The 15,636-nt window shown below is 60.6% G+C and carries 12 protein-coding genes and 1 pseudogene; 7 read left to right on the top strand and 6 right to left on the bottom strand.

Translation table 11 applies throughout. The features are described 5' to 3' along the window. Positions 1-103 precede the first annotated feature (103 nt). The 6 genes from BN1128_RS10705 to BN1128_RS10680 all read right to left on the bottom strand — a co-directional run bounded on the left by BN1128_RS10705 (position 104) and on the right by BN1128_RS10680 (position 8,155). Positions 104-2,656 (bottom strand): TRAP transporter permease, encoded by a 2,553-nt coding sequence (locus BN1128_RS10705; RefSeq protein WP_042868532.1) that lies wholly within the window; start codon positions 2,654-2,656, stop codon positions 104-106. A 106-nt stretch (positions 2,657-2,762) separates the two neighbouring features. Next, entirely contained in the window at positions 2,763-3,734 is a 972-nt protein-coding gene (locus BN1128_RS10700) for a TAXI family TRAP transporter solute-binding subunit (protein WP_042868531.1), read from the bottom strand. Positions 3,735-4,149: 415 nt separating this feature from the next. Beyond that, positions 4,150-6,306 carry a S9 family peptidase gene (locus BN1128_RS10695; protein ID WP_042868529.1) on the bottom strand — a complete coding sequence of 719 codons (2,157 nt, stop codon included), beginning with the start codon at positions 6,304-6,306 and terminating at the stop codon, positions 4,150-4,152. 236 nt (positions 6,307-6,542) lie between these two features. Further along, complete coding sequence (locus BN1128_RS10690) at positions 6,543-6,974, bottom strand: DUF411 domain-containing protein (protein WP_042868527.1); 432 nt, start codon at positions 6,972-6,974, stop codon at positions 6,543-6,545. Between the two features lie 49 nt (positions 6,975-7,023). Then, positions 7,024-7,347 (bottom strand): hypothetical protein, encoded by a 324-nt coding sequence (locus BN1128_RS10685; RefSeq protein WP_042868525.1) that lies wholly within the window; start codon positions 7,345-7,347, stop codon positions 7,024-7,026. Between the two features lie 85 nt (positions 7,348-7,432). Beyond that, positions 7,433-8,155: an SDR family oxidoreductase gene (locus BN1128_RS10680; protein ID WP_042868523.1), complete on the bottom strand. Its 723-nt coding sequence runs from the start codon at positions 8,153-8,155 to the stop codon at positions 7,433-7,435. Between the two features lie 142 nt (positions 8,156-8,297). Here BN1128_RS10680 and BN1128_RS10675 point away from each other — a divergent pair, with 142 nt between their 5' ends. From BN1128_RS10675 to BN1128_RS10645, 7 genes and pseudogenes are all read left to right on the top strand, one after another. Further along, a complete protein-coding gene (locus tag BN1128_RS10675) occupies positions 8,298-9,140 on the top strand; it encodes a LysR family transcriptional regulator (RefSeq protein WP_042869332.1) in 843 nt (280 codons plus the stop codon). 64 nt (positions 9,141-9,204) lie between these two features. After that, complete coding sequence (gene kefF, locus BN1128_RS10670) at positions 9,205-9,804, top strand: glutathione-regulated potassium-efflux system oxidoreductase KefF (protein ID WP_042868520.1); 600 nt, start codon at positions 9,205-9,207, stop codon at positions 9,802-9,804. Positions 9,805-9,868: 64 nt separating this feature from the next. After that, complete coding sequence (locus BN1128_RS10665; RefSeq protein ID WP_042868518.1) at positions 9,869-11,725, top strand: monovalent cation:proton antiporter-2 (CPA2) family protein; 1,857 nt, start codon at positions 9,869-9,871, stop codon at positions 11,723-11,725. Further along, entirely contained in the window at positions 11,722-12,108 is a 387-nt protein-coding gene (locus BN1128_RS10660) for a SirB2 family protein (RefSeq protein WP_042868516.1), read from the top strand. Before BN1128_RS10665 ends, BN1128_RS10660 begins: the two co-directional genes overlap by 4 nt. Positions 12,109-12,404: 296 nt before the next feature. After that, positions 12,405-13,391: a helix-turn-helix transcriptional regulator gene (locus BN1128_RS10655; RefSeq protein ID WP_042868514.1), complete on the top strand. Its 987-nt coding sequence runs from the start codon at positions 12,405-12,407 to the stop codon at positions 13,389-13,391. 903 nt (positions 13,392-14,294) lie between these two features. Continuing rightward, positions 14,295-15,226, top strand: a pseudogene (locus BN1128_RS10650) (IS1595 family transposase). A gap of 25 nt (positions 15,227-15,251) precedes the next feature. Beyond that, positions 15,252-15,539: a cupin domain-containing protein gene (locus tag BN1128_RS10645; protein WP_042869330.1), complete on the top strand. Its 288-nt coding sequence runs from the start codon at positions 15,252-15,254 to the stop codon at positions 15,537-15,539. Positions 15,540-15,636 lie beyond the last annotated feature (97 nt).

Raw genomic sequence — 15,636 nt, 5'->3', positions numbered from 1 at the left:
GCAACAGATCCTGAGCCTGCTGCAGGAGCAGGATCCGCAAGAATAAGCCCCGACCGGGGAGATGAAAACGGCGCCTCGATGGCGCCGTTTTTATTGGCCCTTGTTATGCTCGCACCGCCCGTCTCCGTTGCAACCCGACGATCAGCGCAAACAGCAGGAAGCCAGGCAACCACATCAGCTCCTTGCGCCAGCGCTCGGTGGGCGCCTTGACGGAGAGGATCTCCTGATCGAACTCCATGCCGGCCACAGCAGCCGGGCTGCCGAAGGTGACGCTGTCGATCAGGGTCTTGCCATCCTGTTCATAAAGTGCGAGCCCCAGGCTGGCGAGACGGGCCTCCCCATCCTCCCCTGCCGGTACCCCGATCAGCACGGTCGACTGACGCAGCTTGCCCACCGCATCTTCACCCTGGACGCGCAGCCGCAGTGTGCTCTCCGCCTCCACCTCGCCCAGGGTCCGGGCCAGCTGGGCCGGCGCAGTGTCACGATAGGGATCGTGCACCATGTCCATCCAGAAACCGGGGCGGAACAGGGTGAAGGCCACCAGCAGCAGCAGCACGCTCTCGTACCAGCGACTCTTCACCAGGAAATGGCCCTGGGTCGCGGCGGCAAAGATCAGCATGGCGACGGTGGCCACGATAAAGATCAGCACCCCGTGGGCGAAGTCCACGTCTATCAGCAGCAGATCCGTGTTGAAGATGAACAGGAAGGGCAGCGCCGCGGTGCGCAGGCTGTAGTAGAAGGCGGTGATGCCGGTCTTGATGGGATCGCCCTTGGAGACGGCCGCCGCCGCGAACGAAGCCAGCCCCACCGGCGGGGTCACGTCCGCCATGATGCCGAAGTAGAAGACGAACAGGTGCACGGCGATGAGCGGCACTATCAGGCCGTTCTGCTGCCCGAGCGTCACCACCACGGGCGCCAGCAGGCTGGACACCACTATGTAGTTGGCGGTGGTGGGCAGCCCCATGCCGAGAACAAGGCTCAGCAGGGCGGTGAGCAGCAGCATCAGCAGAAGATTGCCCATGGAGAGCATCTCCACCAGATCTGCCAGCACCAGACCGACCCCGGTCTGGGAGACGGCGCCCACTATGATCCCCGCAGTGGCGGTCGCAATACCGATGCCGATCATGTTGCGAGCACCGGCCACCAGCCCCTCACGCAGATCGACCATGCCATCGTTGAAGGTGCCGTAGTCGTGCTGGCCATCGCTGCGCAGCCAGTTGAGCAGCGGCCGCTGGGTCAGCAGTATGATCACCAGCATGACGGTTCCCCAGAAGGCCGACAGCCCTGGCGAGAGCCGTTCCACCATCAGGCACCACACCAGCACCACCACCGGCAGCAGGAAGTGCAGGCCGGAGAGCAGCACGGCGCGGGTGTTGGGCAACTCAAGCAGCGGCTTGTCCGGATCCTCCGCCGCCAGCGGTTCGTTGCTGGCCGCTATCTTCAGCAGGCCCAGATAGGTGATGGCCAGCAGCAGGGCAATGCCTGGCAGGGCGTAGTCACCCAGCGCCGGCTTGAGCCAGCCCAGACCATGGTAGACCGCCATCGACAGCCCGCTGATGAGGGCCGCGCCGAAGGCGAAGCCGGTCAACCGGCGCAGCCAGGGCTTGGGCTGATGACCACCTATGGGCTGCATGCCCAGTTTCAGCGCCTCCAGATGGACGATGTAGAGCAGCGCTATGTAGGAGATGGTCGCCGGCAGGAAGGCGTGCTTGATGATCTCGACGTAGGGAATGCCCACGTACTCCACCATCAGGAAGGCGGCCGCCCCCATCACAGGCGGCATGATCTGGCCGTTGACCGAGGAGGCCACTTCCACCGCCCCCGCCTTTTCCGAGCTGAACCCCACCTTCTTCATCATGGGAATGGTGAAGGTGCCGGTGGTGACCACGTTGGCGATAGAGGAGCCGGAGATGAGGCCGGTCAGGCCGGAGGCCACCACAGCCGCCTTGGCCGGGCCGCCGCGCAGGTGACCGAGCAGGCTGAAGGCGAGCTGGATGAAGTAGTGGCCGGCACCGGCCCGCTCCAGCAGGGCACCGAACAGCACGAACAGGAACACGAAGCTGGTGGAGACGCCGAGGGCAATCCCGAACACCCCTTCCGTGGTGATCCACTGGTGGTTGGCCAGCGCGGTGAAGCTCACCCCGCGATGGGCCAGCAGGCCCGGCATCCAGGGCCCCGCCAGGCTATAGGCGAGAAACAGCAGGGCGATGACTGCCAGCGCCGGCCCCAGGGCGCGCCGCGCCGCTTCCAGCAGCAGCGGAATGCCGATGCAGGCGGTGATCAGATCCTCTGTGGTCAGGCTGCCCGGCCGCAGGGCCAGCGCCTGGTACATCACGAACAGGTAGCTGGCGGCCCCGGCGGCGATGAGCCCCAAGGCGATGTCGCCGAGCGGCACCCGATCCCGTGGCGATGAACGAAACGCCGGAAACACCAGATAGGCCAGCAGCAGGGCGAAGGTGAGGTGAATGGCGCGGGTCTCGGTGTCATTGAGCACGCCAAAGCCCAGCATGAAGGGCAGCGGCGAGGCGATCCAGAGCTGGAACAGGGACCAGGCCAGCGCCAGTGTGGTAATGAGCCCGCCCATGAGGCCGAACGGCAGACGAGCGCCCACGTCCTGGGCGATCAGTTCCTCGGTAGAGAGTTGTTTATCTTGCATAGGGTTAACTTGTGCCAACGAGTACAACAAGAGCGACACCCGCCCCCGCAACCGGGCAGCGGCTGACGGGTGTCGAAGAGAGTGACCTGGGCCCTTGGGCCGTCAGTCAGAGCCAGCCGCGCTCCTTGTAGTAGCGGGCGGCCCCTTCATGCAGCGGCGCCGAGAGCCCCACCTTGATCATGTCGGCCTCTTTCAGGTCGGCGAAGGCCGGGTGCAGGCGCTTGAAACGATCTAGGTTGTCGAACACGGATTTAACCAGCTGATAGACCACTTCCGGATCGGCCTTGGCACTGGTGGAGAGCACCGCCTTGCCACCGATGGACGGGGTCGGCTGGCCGCTGCCCTTGTAGATACCACCCGGGATCTCGGCCTTGGTGTAGTAGCTCTTCTCTGCTAGCAACTTGTCGATGTCGGCACCGGTCACAGGCACCAGCACGGCGTCTGTGGTAGTGGAGGCCTCCTGGATGGCACCGTTCGGGTGGCCGACGAAGTAGCTCATGGCGTCTATGTTGTTGTCGCCGAGCGCCGAGGCCTGCTCGGCCGGTTTCAACTCGGAGACCAGACCGAAGTCACTCTTCTTCCAGCCCTTGACCGCCATTATCTCTTCCATGGTGTCACGCTGGCCCGAGCCCGGGTTGCCGATATTGACGCGCTTGCCTTTCATATCGTCGAAGCTGGCGATCTTGGCATCGCGGCGCGCCAGTATGGTGAACACCTCGCTCTGCAGGGAGAAGACGGCGCGCATGTCGTCCATGGCCCCTTCGGTCTGGAACGGCGGCAGCCCCTTCATCGCCTTGAACTGATGGTCGGACTGCATGATGCCGAAGTTGAATTCACCGCTGCGGATGCCGTTGACGTTGGCCACACCGCCACCGCTGGCCGGGGCGTTGCACTTGATCTGGTGATCGGCGGCGCCGCGATTGAGGAAACGGCAGATGGACTGGCCCGCCACGTAGTAGACGCCGGTCTGACCGCCTGTGCCTATGGTCACGAAGCGCTCCTGCGCCTGCAGCGGACCACCAAACGAGACACCGACCAGTGCAGCCGACAAGGCACACGCCAGGGATAATCCTTTCATGTTGTTCATCCTTTTTGATTGATTCAGCTCGCCCGTTCCACGGGCGAATGCCGGACAAACCACCGTTCTGCGTCGGTGGTCATCCATGACCTCGATATGAGGAATCGGGTGAACGGCGAGCGTTCCCCAAAAAGCCACCAGCATCCTGTGGTGAGACAGTCGGCTTCATGCCAACCGAAGATAATTGGCCCGGAAGGGACCAATCAAAGCGTCATAACGGCTTCGATTAAGCACATGGCGCCAACATAAATCAAACAAAAACACAAAATGATGGATATGGATGACGAGAAATTTGAAGCCGATCATTAATTTACTGATCAGAGATTAATTGGAGTGTGCTACCGGTTGGCAGGCGGGGGGCAGAGACAAGATTCTTTTGCAGCCCTTGACTGGCAAGGGCTGCAACCTTGGTGACTTATGCTTTCGGCTTGGCCAGATCCAGGATAAACGCAAACTCCAGCGCGATATCCTCGTAAGCCTTGAAGCGACCCGACTTGCCGCCGTGGCCGGCATCCATGTCGGTATTCAGCAACAATTTGTTATCATCCGTCTTCATCTCGCGCAGCTTGGCCACCCACTTGGCGGGCTCCCAATACTGTACCTGGGAGTCATGCAGCCCTGTGGTCACCAGCATGTTCGGGTAGGCCTGCGCCTTGACCTGATCGTAGGGGCTGTAGGCCTTCATGTAGTCGTAATAACGCTTCTGGTTCGGGTTGCCCCACTCGTCGTACTCCCCGGTGGTGAGGGGGATGGACTCGTCCAGCATGGTGGTGACCACGTCGACGAAGGGCACCTGGGCCACCACGCCGCGATAGAGCTGGGGCGCCTGATTGATGACGGCCCCCATCAGCAGGCCGCCGGCACTGCCGCCCATGGCGTAGACCTGATCCCTGGCGCCATAACCCTGTGCCACCAGCGCCTCGGTCACGTCGATGAAGTCGTTGAAGGTATTCTGTTTTTTCAGCAGCTTGCCATCTTCATACCAGTGGCGGCCCAGCTCCTCGCCCCCCCGGATATGGGCGATGGCATAGACAAAGCCCCGGTCCAACAGGCTCAGGCGAGCCGTGCTGAAATCGGGATCCATGCTGGCGCCGTAGGAGCCATAGCCGTAGACCAGCAGCGGATTTTTTGGCGACCCGGCACTCTCTTTCTTGAACAGATCCTTGCGATAGACCAGCGACACCGGCACGGCTACCCCGTCACGGGCGGTCACCCAGAGCCGCTCGCTGGCATACAGCTCCGGCTTGAAGCCCGCCACCACTTGCTGCTTGAGCAGGGTACGCTTGCCGCTCGCCATATCCAGCTCATAGGTGGACGAGGGGGTGGTCATGGAGGAGTAGCCGTAGCGCAGCAGGCTGGTCTCCGGCTCAGGATTGTAGGCGAGCCAGGTAACATAGGCGGGATCGTCGAAGACGATCTCCTTCTCGTCACCGCTCTGCCAGTTGATCTGGCGTAGCCGGGTCAGCCCCTGATTGCGCTCCTCCAGCACCAGCCACTCCTTGAACAGGGCATAGCTCTCCAGCAACACGTCCGGATTGGGGGCGATCACCGCCTTCCAGCGCTCGACCGGGCTCTCCTTGGTCTCGTACAGGCCGAAGTTCTTGCCATCCTTGTTGGAGCGCACATAGAAGCGACCGCGGTAGTGATCCAGGCTGTATTCGTGATCCACCTGACGGGGCAGGAACAGCCTCGGTGCCTGAGTCGGCACGTTGGCGTCGATGAGGCGCGCCTCGCCCGTGGTGGTGCTGGAGAGGGCGATGACGATGAAATCTTCCGAGGTGGTGGCATAGAGGCTGACGTAGAAAGTGTCGTCCTTCTCCTCATAGACCAGCTGATCCTTGGCAGGATCTGTTCCCAGCTCGTGGCGATAGACCTGATGGGGCAACAGGGTCTTGGGGTGCTTTCGCACGTAGAACACCGTCTTGCTGTCGTTGGCCCACACCAGGTTGCCGGAGGTGTTCTCCAGCTTGTCTGAGGCCCACTTGCCGCTCTCCAGATCGAGGAACTGGATCTGGTACTGACGGCGCGAGAGGAAATCTTCCGCCACCGCCAGCCAGCGGTTGTTGCGACTCACCTCCAGGGCGCCAAGAGAATAGAACTCGTGCCCCTCTGCGCGCTGGTTGCTGTCCAGCATCAGCTCGGGCTCCTGCGGCCCTTCCACCTTGCTGCGGGAGTAGATGCCGTACTCCTTGCCCGGCTCATAGCGGGTCTGGTAACGGTAGCCATTCTTCACATAGGGGACGGACTCATCCTGCTGGGGAATGCGGGCCACCATCTCCTGGTAGAGCAGGTCGCGCAGCGGCTTGGTCGGCTTGAGCATGGCCTCGGTATAGGCGTTCTCCGCCTCCAGGTAGGCCAGTACCTCGGGTTTCTGGCGCTCGTCATCGCGCAGCCAGTAGTAGTTGTCGACCCGGACGTCTCCGTGTTTCTTGATGGTATGAGGGTGTTTGGTGGCCACGGGAGGCTGGATAAGGGTGTCGCTTGTGGGCATGGCGGACTCATCATTGGCATATGAACAGGGAACGGCAACCAGGCAAGCCAGCAGCAGAAGCCCTCGGGGAAAGGTGAACATGTCGCATCCTTTGCGCTTCAAAAGGGTTAGCAGACCTGAGCCTTGGCTCCTTGGATAGGGGATCAATCTGCCCCTTGTCGCCCCCAGTTGCAAGTTATCACCCTGCAAAACCCGCAAGAACAGGTAAAAGGGCCGCTATCTCGCGATAGCGGCCCTCAAACCTGACCATGAGCGACACAGGTTCGCTCAGGTGTGCCTCACATGATGGAGTCGTGCCTGCTCATGGCCAGTTTGCGTCAGCCGGAGTAGCTCGACCAGACCCTGGTCGTGCCCTCATTGCTGATGCTCAGCACCTGGTAGGGCTGACCCGGAATATCCATGCCTGGCGCACTCTGGGGCATGCCCGGAATGGTCAGACCGCGGATCGCCGGTTTTTCCTTGAGCAGCTTCTGCACGTCGGCGGCGGGTACATGCCCCTCCACCACATAGCCATTCACCACGCCCGTGTGGCAGGACGCCAGCTGCGGTGTGATGCCGTACTGCTGCTTGATGGGATCGAGCTGCTCGGTTTCGACGACCTTGACCTCAAAGCCGTTCTCTTCCATGTGCTTGATCCAGGTCTTGCAACAGCCGCAATACTGGGACTTGTAGACGGTCATCTGCTCGGCCGCGAGGGCGGAGACGCTGACGGTACCGGCCAGCAGGGCCAGTAACAGGGACTTGTACATAACTCACCTCAGATAAGAAGACATACCCAAAAAAACAGGGGAACTCGACTCAATCTGGATGACGGGGAGGACGCTCGAGCCGTTCGAACGGCGCGTCCGGCGTGAACAGGGAGGGAGAAACAAACTGCGGGCTATCGGGTTCCAGCACGGCCACCGTCAGGCTGTCGCTGGTGAGCACCGTCATGGCGAGCGCCGAGGTGAAGCTGCCGCATGGCATGGCCTTCTCCAGGGTGCGCTCGCTCTGGCTGCAATGGGGCGTCAGGGTACAGAGATCGGTCGCCGCCCGGCTGCCAAACGACATCAGCACCATCAGCAGACTCCACAGGGGGAGCCAGCGGCGGGCGCGAGCAAGTTGGCGACGGGTCAGAACCATGACATGACTCATTGATCAGAGGAGCCCTATGGTAACCCTTGGCCCAGGGGGAGGGTCAAGCCCTCCCCCTCATGGCCAGCCCGGATCAGGGTTGCTGACGGGTGGCCGCCAGCACGATTTCGCGTACGCAGACGTTGGCAGGCTGATGCCAGGCATAGAGCACGGCCTCGGCGATCACCTCGGGCGCGATCACGCCGCCCATCTGATCCTTCCAGTCGTGATAGCCGGCCTTGATGCTCTCGTCCGTGGTGTGGCTGAGCAGCTCTGTTTCGACCGCGCCAGGGGCTATGGTCACCATGCGCACGCCGACGTCGGCCACCTCTTCCCGGATATTCTCGGTCAGGGCATGCACCGCAAACTTGGTGGCGCAATAGGCCGCATGGTTCGGGAAGGTCTTGCGACCGGCGATGGAGCTGATGTTGATGATGGTGCCACTGCGGCGAGCCTTCATCCCGGCCAGCACGGCATGAACACCGTTCAGCACCCCCATCACATTGATGTTGAGCATCTGCTGCCACTCGGCGGGATCCTGCACATCGGCCTGCCCCAGCAACATGACACCGGCGTTGTTGACCAGGCAACCCACAGGGCCGAACCGGGTCTCTGCCTGCATGACCGCGGCCTTCATGGCGGCCGTGTCGGTCACATCGACGCTGACACACAAGGCGTTGGGCAGACCCAGCGCCTGCATGGGCTCGACCCGGCGGGCCAACAGCAAGAGCGGATGGCCGGCAGCCGAGAAGGCACGGGCGATGGCGGCACCGATCCCGGCGGAGGCACCGGTGATCACGACGAGGGACTTGGACATGGTATTTCCTTTTGATTCGATGAGAAACGGGATCACACAAGCGGCTGGCCAGCACGGAACTCAGTCACTATAGTCGCTGCATCCATCAGTGATAAATATTGTTTTCCGCTGGTTATCATCTGAAAAAACTATGGTTGAGCTCATGCTGGATCTGAGATTGCTGCGCTTCTTCATCGCCATCTATGAAGAGAAAAACATCACGGCGGCGGCACTGCGCTGCCACGTCAGCCAACCCTCCCTCTCGGCCGGCCTGCGCCAGCTGGAAGAGGCGCTCGGCGACAGCCTCTTCACCCGGGGCAAGAAGGGGGTTGAGGCAAAGGATCCGGCCCATTACCTCTATCCCCATGCGGTCAAGCTGGTGGAAGAGGCACGCCGCCTGCCGGAGCTGTTTCGCCAGAAGGCGACGCGCGCACGACTCAACATGGCCATCATGCCGGATCTGAGCCGCCACCGGCTGGCCGGCTTGCTGCAGCGGGTGCAGGGCGTGCTGCCCGAGCTGGATCTCACCCTCTCCGACTACACCAGCCCCGCCGACTGTCGGCTGACCCTGGATGCGCTGCGCCGGGAGGACGAGATCTTCCTGCCCCTGTGGGAAGAGGACTATGTGCTGTGCGTGCGCACCGACCACCCCCTCGCCAGCCGTGCCCGCATCGCGCTGACTGAGCTGCAACATTATGATTTTATTGAGTGCCCGCCCTGTGAGGCCCATCAGCAGACCATAGGCCTGCTGGCCTGCGACCGGCTCACCCTCAACCTGGTGGCCAAAGCCGAAAGCAAGGGGCTGGTGATGGCGCTGGTGCTGGCGGGCGTCGGCATCAGCTTCCTGCCCGACGGCCTGGTGGACGACGAACCCGGCCTGTGCACGGTCGCAGTGAACGGGCCGCGGATGTTTCGGCGCATCGGACTCTGCTATCCCGCCCATCAGACCCTGAATCCGGCGCTGCGCGATCTGATCCCGGAACTGGCGGGCTATTGCGCTTCTTGATAACGTCGCAACTCAATGCATCTTCTTTTCACCGGTATCAGGCCCATCTTCAGGTTATGACTTCATGAAACGCATTCTGGTTATCTTTTCACACCCGGCCCTGCAGAGCTCCCGGGCCAACAAGCAGCTGCTGCAGGCCGTCTCCGATCTGGAGGGGGTCACGGTGCACGACCTCTACCAGCACTACCCTGACATGTTCATCAACGTGAAGCGGGAGCAGGCCCTGCTGTCGGAACACGACATCATCGTCTTTCAGCACCCCTTCTACTGGTACTCCTGCCCCGCCATCATGAAGGAGTGGATGGATCTGGTGCTGGAGTATGGTTACGCCTACGGCCCCGAGGCACACGCCCTCAATGGCAAGCAGTGGCTGAGCGCCATCACCACGGGGGGCGCCCCCGACTCCTATTGCAGCGAAGGCTACAACCGCCGCCCGCTGCTCGACTTCCTGCTGCCGTTCCAGCAAACGGCACAGCTGTGCGGCATGAGCTGGCTGCCACCGTTCGTTCTGCACTCCTTTCACAAGATCAAGGATCCGGAGGCGCTGCGCCGCTGTGGCCAGGATTATCGCCAGCTGTTGTGCGCCCTGCGCGACGAGCAGCTAACCCCGGCCCAGCTCGGCGGCAGCCCCTATCTGCGGGATCTGCTGGAGGTACTCTCATGAAACACTGCCTGTCATTTTGCCGACCCTGTGAGTCAGGCCAGACATGCGAACGGAGGGCCGGCTGATGGGTCACGGATTACTGTTTGATGCGCTTATCTACCTCTCTGCGGCGGTGATCGCCGTGCCGCTGGCCAAGCGCTGGGGGCTGGGTTCCGTGCTCGGCTACCTGCTGGCGGGCATCATCATAGGTCCCTTCCTGCTGGGGCTGGTGGGAGAGCAGAAGGATGTGATGCACTTCGCCGAGTTCGGGGTAGTGCTGATGCTGTTTCTGGTCGGGCTGGAGCTACGCCCGGCCCTGCTGTGGCAACTGAAGGGACCCATACTCGGCACCGGCGGCCTGCAGGTGCTGCTCACCACGGGGGCGCTGACCGGGGTGGCTCATCTCATCGGTCTGCCCTGGCAACAGGGGCTGGCCATAGGTCTCATCCTGGCGCTATCGTCCACGGCCATCGTTCTGCAGAGCCTGCAGGAGCGCAAGCTGATGCAGAGCGAGAGCGGCCGCTCCGCCTTTGCGGTGCTGCTGTTCCAAGATATTGCCGTCATTCCCATACTGGCGATCCTGCCACTGCTCGCCATAGCGCCGGTGGCCAGCAATGGCGGCTCTGAGCTGGCCGGCTGGCAGCACGGCCTGCTGGTGGTGGCGGCCATCGCCGGCATAGTGCTGGGTGGCCACTACCTGATGCGGCCGGTGTTTCGGGCCATAGCCCAATCCCACATGCGGGAGATCTTCGTCGCCGCCGCCCTGCTGCTGGTGATCGCCATCGCAGTGCTGATGGAGTCGGTGGGGCTCTCCCCCGCCCTTGGCTCCTTCCTAGCCGGCGTGGTGCTGGCCGACAGCGAATACCGCCACGAGCTGGAGGCGGACATAGAGCCGTTCAAGGGGTTGCTGCTTGGCCTCTTCTTCATGTCGGTGGGCGCCGGCATCAACTTCAGCCTGTTTGCCGAACACCCCTTGCTCATCCCGACTCTGGTGGTCGGCCTGATGGCGCTCAAGTGGCTGGTGCTGATGGCGCTCGGCTTTGTGATTCGCATCTCACCGAGCCAACGCTGGACCTTCGGACTGGCGCTGGCGCAAGGGGGGGAATTTGCTTTCGTGCTGTTCTCGTTCGCCGCCCAGAACAAGGTGCTGCCCGGCGACACCATCTCGCTGCTGACACTGGTGGTGGCGCTCTCCATGGCACTGACGCCGCTCTTGCTGATCCTCAACGATCGGGTGATCCAGCCCTGGTTCGATTACCGTACCCACAGCGACACACCGCAACACGAACAGCCGGAGCTGGTGGAACACCCCGTCATCATCGCCGGCTTCGGCCGCTTCGGCCAGATAGTGGGACGTCTGCTGCACGGCCACGGCATAGGCACCACCATACTCGAGCAGGATGCCAGTCAGATAGAGATGCTGCGCAAGTACGGCTACCAGGTGTTCTACGGCGATGCCAGCCGGCTCGACCTGCTGCATGCCGCCGGCGCCCACAAGGCCAAGTTGCTGGTGCTCTCCATCAACGATCCGGCCACCTCGCTCGAAGTGATTGAAATGGTGAAGAAACACTTTCCGCACCTTAAGATACTGGCGCGAGCCCAGGACAGACCTCACGCTCACGAGATCCTGCGCCATGGCGTGGGCAGCGTGTATCGGGAAACCCTGGGTTCCGCCGTGGATCTGGGAGTGGAAGCCCTGACCCAGCTGGGATTTCGAGCCAACCAGGCCTGGCGGGCAGGACAGACCTTCAAACAGCACGACAACTGGTTGCTGCGGGAGCAGGTCAACTACCTGGACGACGAACACACCTATATCAACAAGAGCCTGCAATACCGGGATATCCTCTCCGATCTGTTGCAAGACGATCAGGAAGGACAGGAGCGCATTCACGCTCACAACTGGAACAGCGGTCTGCCCGACAACGACAAGGAAGCAATATGATTGCCTATTACCCCATGCTCAAACATCTGCACATGACCCTGGCTGTCGTCAGCCTGCTGCTGTTTGTCTATCGCTGGATGCTCTCTCTCAATGGCAGCCCGCGTCTGCAACAGCGCTGGCTGAAGATAGCGCCCCACGTCAACGACACCTTTTTGCTGCTGTTCGGGGTGCTGTTGGCGGTCACGCTGCAGATGAGCCCGGGCCAGCAACCCTGGCTGATGGCCAAGCTGATCGCACTGGTGGTCTACATAGGCCTCGGCGTCATGGCGCTCAAGCGACCGGCCCGCAACCAGAAGCTGGTGGCCGGTGTTGCCGCGCTGGCCGTCTTCGGCTACATGGTGGGAGCCGCCATCACCAAGTCCGCCTGGTCCTGGCTGGCCTGATAACAAGTAGCCATCTGGTGGAGGGGACGAGCCCCTCCACATCATCTTCTGCCTCTTACTGCCATTTTTATTTTTTCCTCTCCCCAAAAACCGCAAGGCAGCACTTTCATTTGCGATTTCTTCATCAATTAAAAGCCTCGATTGCTACCCACCAAAACATGTATTAGCTTTGATATCATGCAGTTAAATCAATTTGTATGAAAATGGCGACAGTTGTCGCAGCAAAACTTGCGACATAGACTGTCGCATGCCATGGCTAGGATACACTCAACGCTAAACCAGTGAAGGCATGCACCATGAGTAAGAAGCTGTTACGACAACTGACCTTGGCGCGTTGCATCCCGCACCGCCCTTACAAGCTGACCGCCAGCCAACTCCAGGTAAAACTGGAAGAGGAAGGCATACACGTCAGTCTGCGTACCGTGCAACGGGACCTGGAGGAGATGTCCGGCATGGGGTTGTTCGACCTCACTTCGGATGAACGCAGCAAACCCCACGGCTGGTGCTTTGAGCGCCATGGCCTCAACGACTTCGCCAACATAATGCCGCTGTCGCTGGCGGTGGCCCTGAAAACCTGGAGTGATCAGGCAAGCCAACTGCTGCCGGCAAGTGTGCTGACCGAATTGAACCCACTGGTCGACAAAGCCAGCCAGGTAATCCGCGACAGCCAAAGTGAACTGGCCGAACGCTGGCTCGAAAGCGTGCATCAGTCACCGCGGCCGTTTGCTGGCAACCCTGAGATCCGTCGCAGTACCCTGATCCGCGATGCCCTCTGGCGCGGTCGCAAGTTCAGTGCCGAGATCCAGCGTGTCATCAAGGAGCGTACCGTATGGCTCTGCTATGACCGCATCAATCCCCTCGGCATCCTGAATCAAGCCGACGGTCCGACCCTGCTCTGCACCCTGTCCGAGCTGGATCCCAAGGTGTACGGCATACCGTTCGATCACATCAAGGGTGTGGAACTGACCAACTTCAGCGCAACCCAGCCGAAGGACTTCAATATCCAGAAGCTGATCCGCGATCAGGGCTACCAGGATGTCAGCGGCCCGATCCGCTTCGTCGGCCGCATCGATGCCAACTGCCCGACTCTGGTCGATGGACAGATCCCTGGCCACAACCCGCGCATGACCCGCTACGATAAACGCAGCGTAGTCGTGGAAACCGAAGTGCAGGACACCCCGGAGTTTCGCACCTGGTTGAACAACATGAGCGGCAACCTGGAAGTGTTGGCGCCAGAATCGCTGCGAAAGGCATATCCCACGCCTGGCAGCCGAGTCAGCTAACCCCAAAAAAGCCGAGCCCAGCCTCGGCTTTTTTGTATTCTTTTTGAGCATATTTATTCAACTAATTTTTAACTCTTGCCCGCTTAATTGAGCCGCTTTGTACCATCGTTTTCCCCCTGTTTTTGCGTGTGAGAGATCCGCCATAGCCGCTGTAAGAGGCCACTGTGTCGAGCCGTACGCGAAGCCATCTTTGAATCCATGTGCTTTCCAATGAAACAAACTAAGGTAATGATTAGTATGAATTTATCTTGTTAATGGCTGGGTTGAACCAAGCAGGGTCATGCCGATAACCACCCAGCCTCCCTTGTTCCGCTATGCGGTTCCCTTAATATGGGTCTCACAAGGACGAGCTGGTCCGGCAGGATGCAGGAACAGCGCATAAGCAGGGAATAATCCACAGGACGTGGTCAGGGACACCTCAGGATGGGGCAGGTAACCGGGAAGGTTATCAAACGGATTGAACAGGACGCCACAGGATGTGGTTGTGGACACCTAGGGATGAGGCAGAGCGGTACGGATTACGGCTCTTCAGGAAGAACCGGACCTCGCCGGATGCGAGCAGGACAGCTTCAGGATGAAGCGAGATAACCCGGATGGTTATCTGTCAGGACGACGCAAGGAACACCACGGGATGTGGTAACGGACACCTCCAGGATGGAGAGAGTGCAGCAATCAGGATCGATTGCCAGGCTAGGATGGCCACAGGACACCTCAACGGATTGGGAAGGGGATATTCCGAAGGATCAGGATAAAGTCAGGGATTGCAGGGAGCGTTGCAGTTCATGGACTGGACTAGATGACTTGAGGGGACGGCAACTGCCGTCCCCTTTTCTTTTGGCGCTGTCCCAATTATGTGCTGAAAGGCTAATCTCGAGGTAAGTCATCACCTTGAGGGCCTCCATCATGGATGCCCAAGCCTTTCCACACCTGTTGTCTCTCTTCCCATTACTTACCTTACGCCAGCGCGTGTGCCTCAGCATGTGCTCACGGCACCACACCCCATGACCTCCCTGGCCACTCAGTTACCCGCTGCCCCCACTGTCAAGCCAAGCCGGTCCACTTAACCCCCAGGGTTGGAGCCGAGGGCTGCGTCGCTACCGCTGCAAATAGTCTTTGCGCATCAGTTCTATCCTCACCAACACCCTCTTGGCCAGATTGTGCAAGGCCGAGTGCAGGGAAGACTATGCCCAGGCACTCATCGATGGGCTCACCGTCCGTCAGGCGCCATTCGCTGCGGAGTCTGCAAGAACAGTGGCGCCACCGCTTTTTGAAGACCATGGCCACTCATCAGGCGACACGAGAGAAGGGGATTGTGGAAGTAGATGAAACCTTCTTCCTCGAATCGTTCAAGGGACAGCCCGGCAAGGCATCGTGGTGGTAAAGGGCGAACCCGTGGGACCGGCCCGGATTATATCCCGGTGATGGTGGTGCAAGACAGGGCGTGCCACTTGGCGGACTTCCAACTGGATAAGATGGATGTCCAAATGGTCAAGGCGGTATTGGCCCCCCTCATCGCCCCAGATGCGGTGCTCTGTAGTGATGGCGCTGGGGTATATGCCAGTTTCAGCACGTTACAGGGTGTAACTCACCAGATAGTGCGTAATCGTCAAGGTGAACGAGTTATGGGGGCACACCACATCCAGCACGTGAACGGATATCACAGTCGGCTGAAAGAGTGGATGGAGCGGTTCCATGGCGTGGCGACCCATTGCCTGAGGGATTACCTGGGTTGGCGCAGGATGCTGGAGCGCTACGGTAAGAGAGTGGGAATCAGGGATTGTTTGCATGAGGCGCTGGGGCGGGGGCGCCCCATGCAACACGTAATTGGGACATAGCCTTTCTTTTGCATCTTTACAGACCTTGATCCCATCAGTCGATGACCACACGTACCGCTACCTTAGGATCGAGCGTATTCTCTCCCACGGCCATCAGACGGCACCGGGAGAGTGGTACGATCAGGATGAACATGAGTGGGTCCTGGTCGTGCAGGGAGAGGCCAGCCAGTTGTTCATCGATCCGCAGACTCAGGAGCAGCAATCGGTACAACTGGGCCCGGGCGATCACATCAATATTCCCGCCCGCCAAAAACACAGGGTGGAGTGGACTCACCCCGACATGACCACTGTCTGGCTCTGCGTATTCTACTGAGGTGGATAAGAAGGGGACGCCAAGGGCTCTTGAATGAAGTTGAATTGATACAGCGAAGGGAAAATGGGAGCGGCTGCGCAGATGAACCTGAGGTATC

Source organism: Aeromonas piscicola, assembly GCF_000820005.1.
Classification (GTDB): Bacteria; Pseudomonadota; Gammaproteobacteria; order Enterobacterales; family Aeromonadaceae; genus Aeromonas; species Aeromonas piscicola.
Note: the sequence above shows the minus strand (reverse complement) of the source record. Positions and strands in the feature narration are given on the sequence as shown.

Bases quoted from the DNA above. Each gene is read 5' to 3' on its own strand.
- BN1128_RS10665 (WP_042868518.1), top strand. From the start codon at position 9,869: ATGGGTCACGGATTACTGTTTGATGCGCTTATCTACCTCTCTGCGGCG.
- BN1128_RS10695 (WP_042868529.1), bottom strand. From the start codon at position 6,306: ATGTTCACCTTTCCCCGAGGGCTTCTGCTGCTGGCTTGCCTGGTTGCC.
- BN1128_RS10660 (WP_042868516.1), top strand. From the start codon at position 11,722: ATGATTGCCTATTACCCCATGCTCAAACATCTGCACATGACCCTGGCT.
- BN1128_RS10685 (WP_042868525.1), bottom strand. From the start codon at position 7,347: ATGGTTCTGACCCGTCGCCAACTTGCTCGCGCCCGCCGCTGGCTCCCC.
- kefF (WP_042868520.1), top strand. From the start codon at position 9,205: ATGAAACGCATTCTGGTTATCTTTTCACACCCGGCCCTGCAGAGCTCC.
- BN1128_RS10690 (WP_042868527.1), bottom strand. From the start codon at position 6,974: ATGTACAAGTCCCTGTTACTGGCCCTGCTGGCCGGTACCGTCAGCGTC.
- BN1128_RS10655 (WP_042868514.1), top strand. From the start codon at position 12,405: ATGAGTAAGAAGCTGTTACGACAACTGACCTTGGCGCGTTGCATCCCG.
- BN1128_RS10675 (WP_042869332.1), top strand. From the start codon at position 8,298: ATGCTGGATCTGAGATTGCTGCGCTTCTTCATCGCCATCTATGAAGAG.
- BN1128_RS10700 (WP_042868531.1), bottom strand. From the start codon at position 3,734: ATGAAAGGATTATCCCTGGCGTGTGCCTTGTCGGCTGCACTGGTCGGT.
- BN1128_RS10705 (WP_042868532.1), bottom strand. From the start codon at position 2,656: ATGCAAGATAAACAACTCTCTACCGAGGAACTGATCGCCCAGGACGTG.
- BN1128_RS10680 (WP_042868523.1), bottom strand. From the start codon at position 8,155: ATGTCCAAGTCCCTCGTCGTGATCACCGGTGCCTCCGCCGGGATCGGT.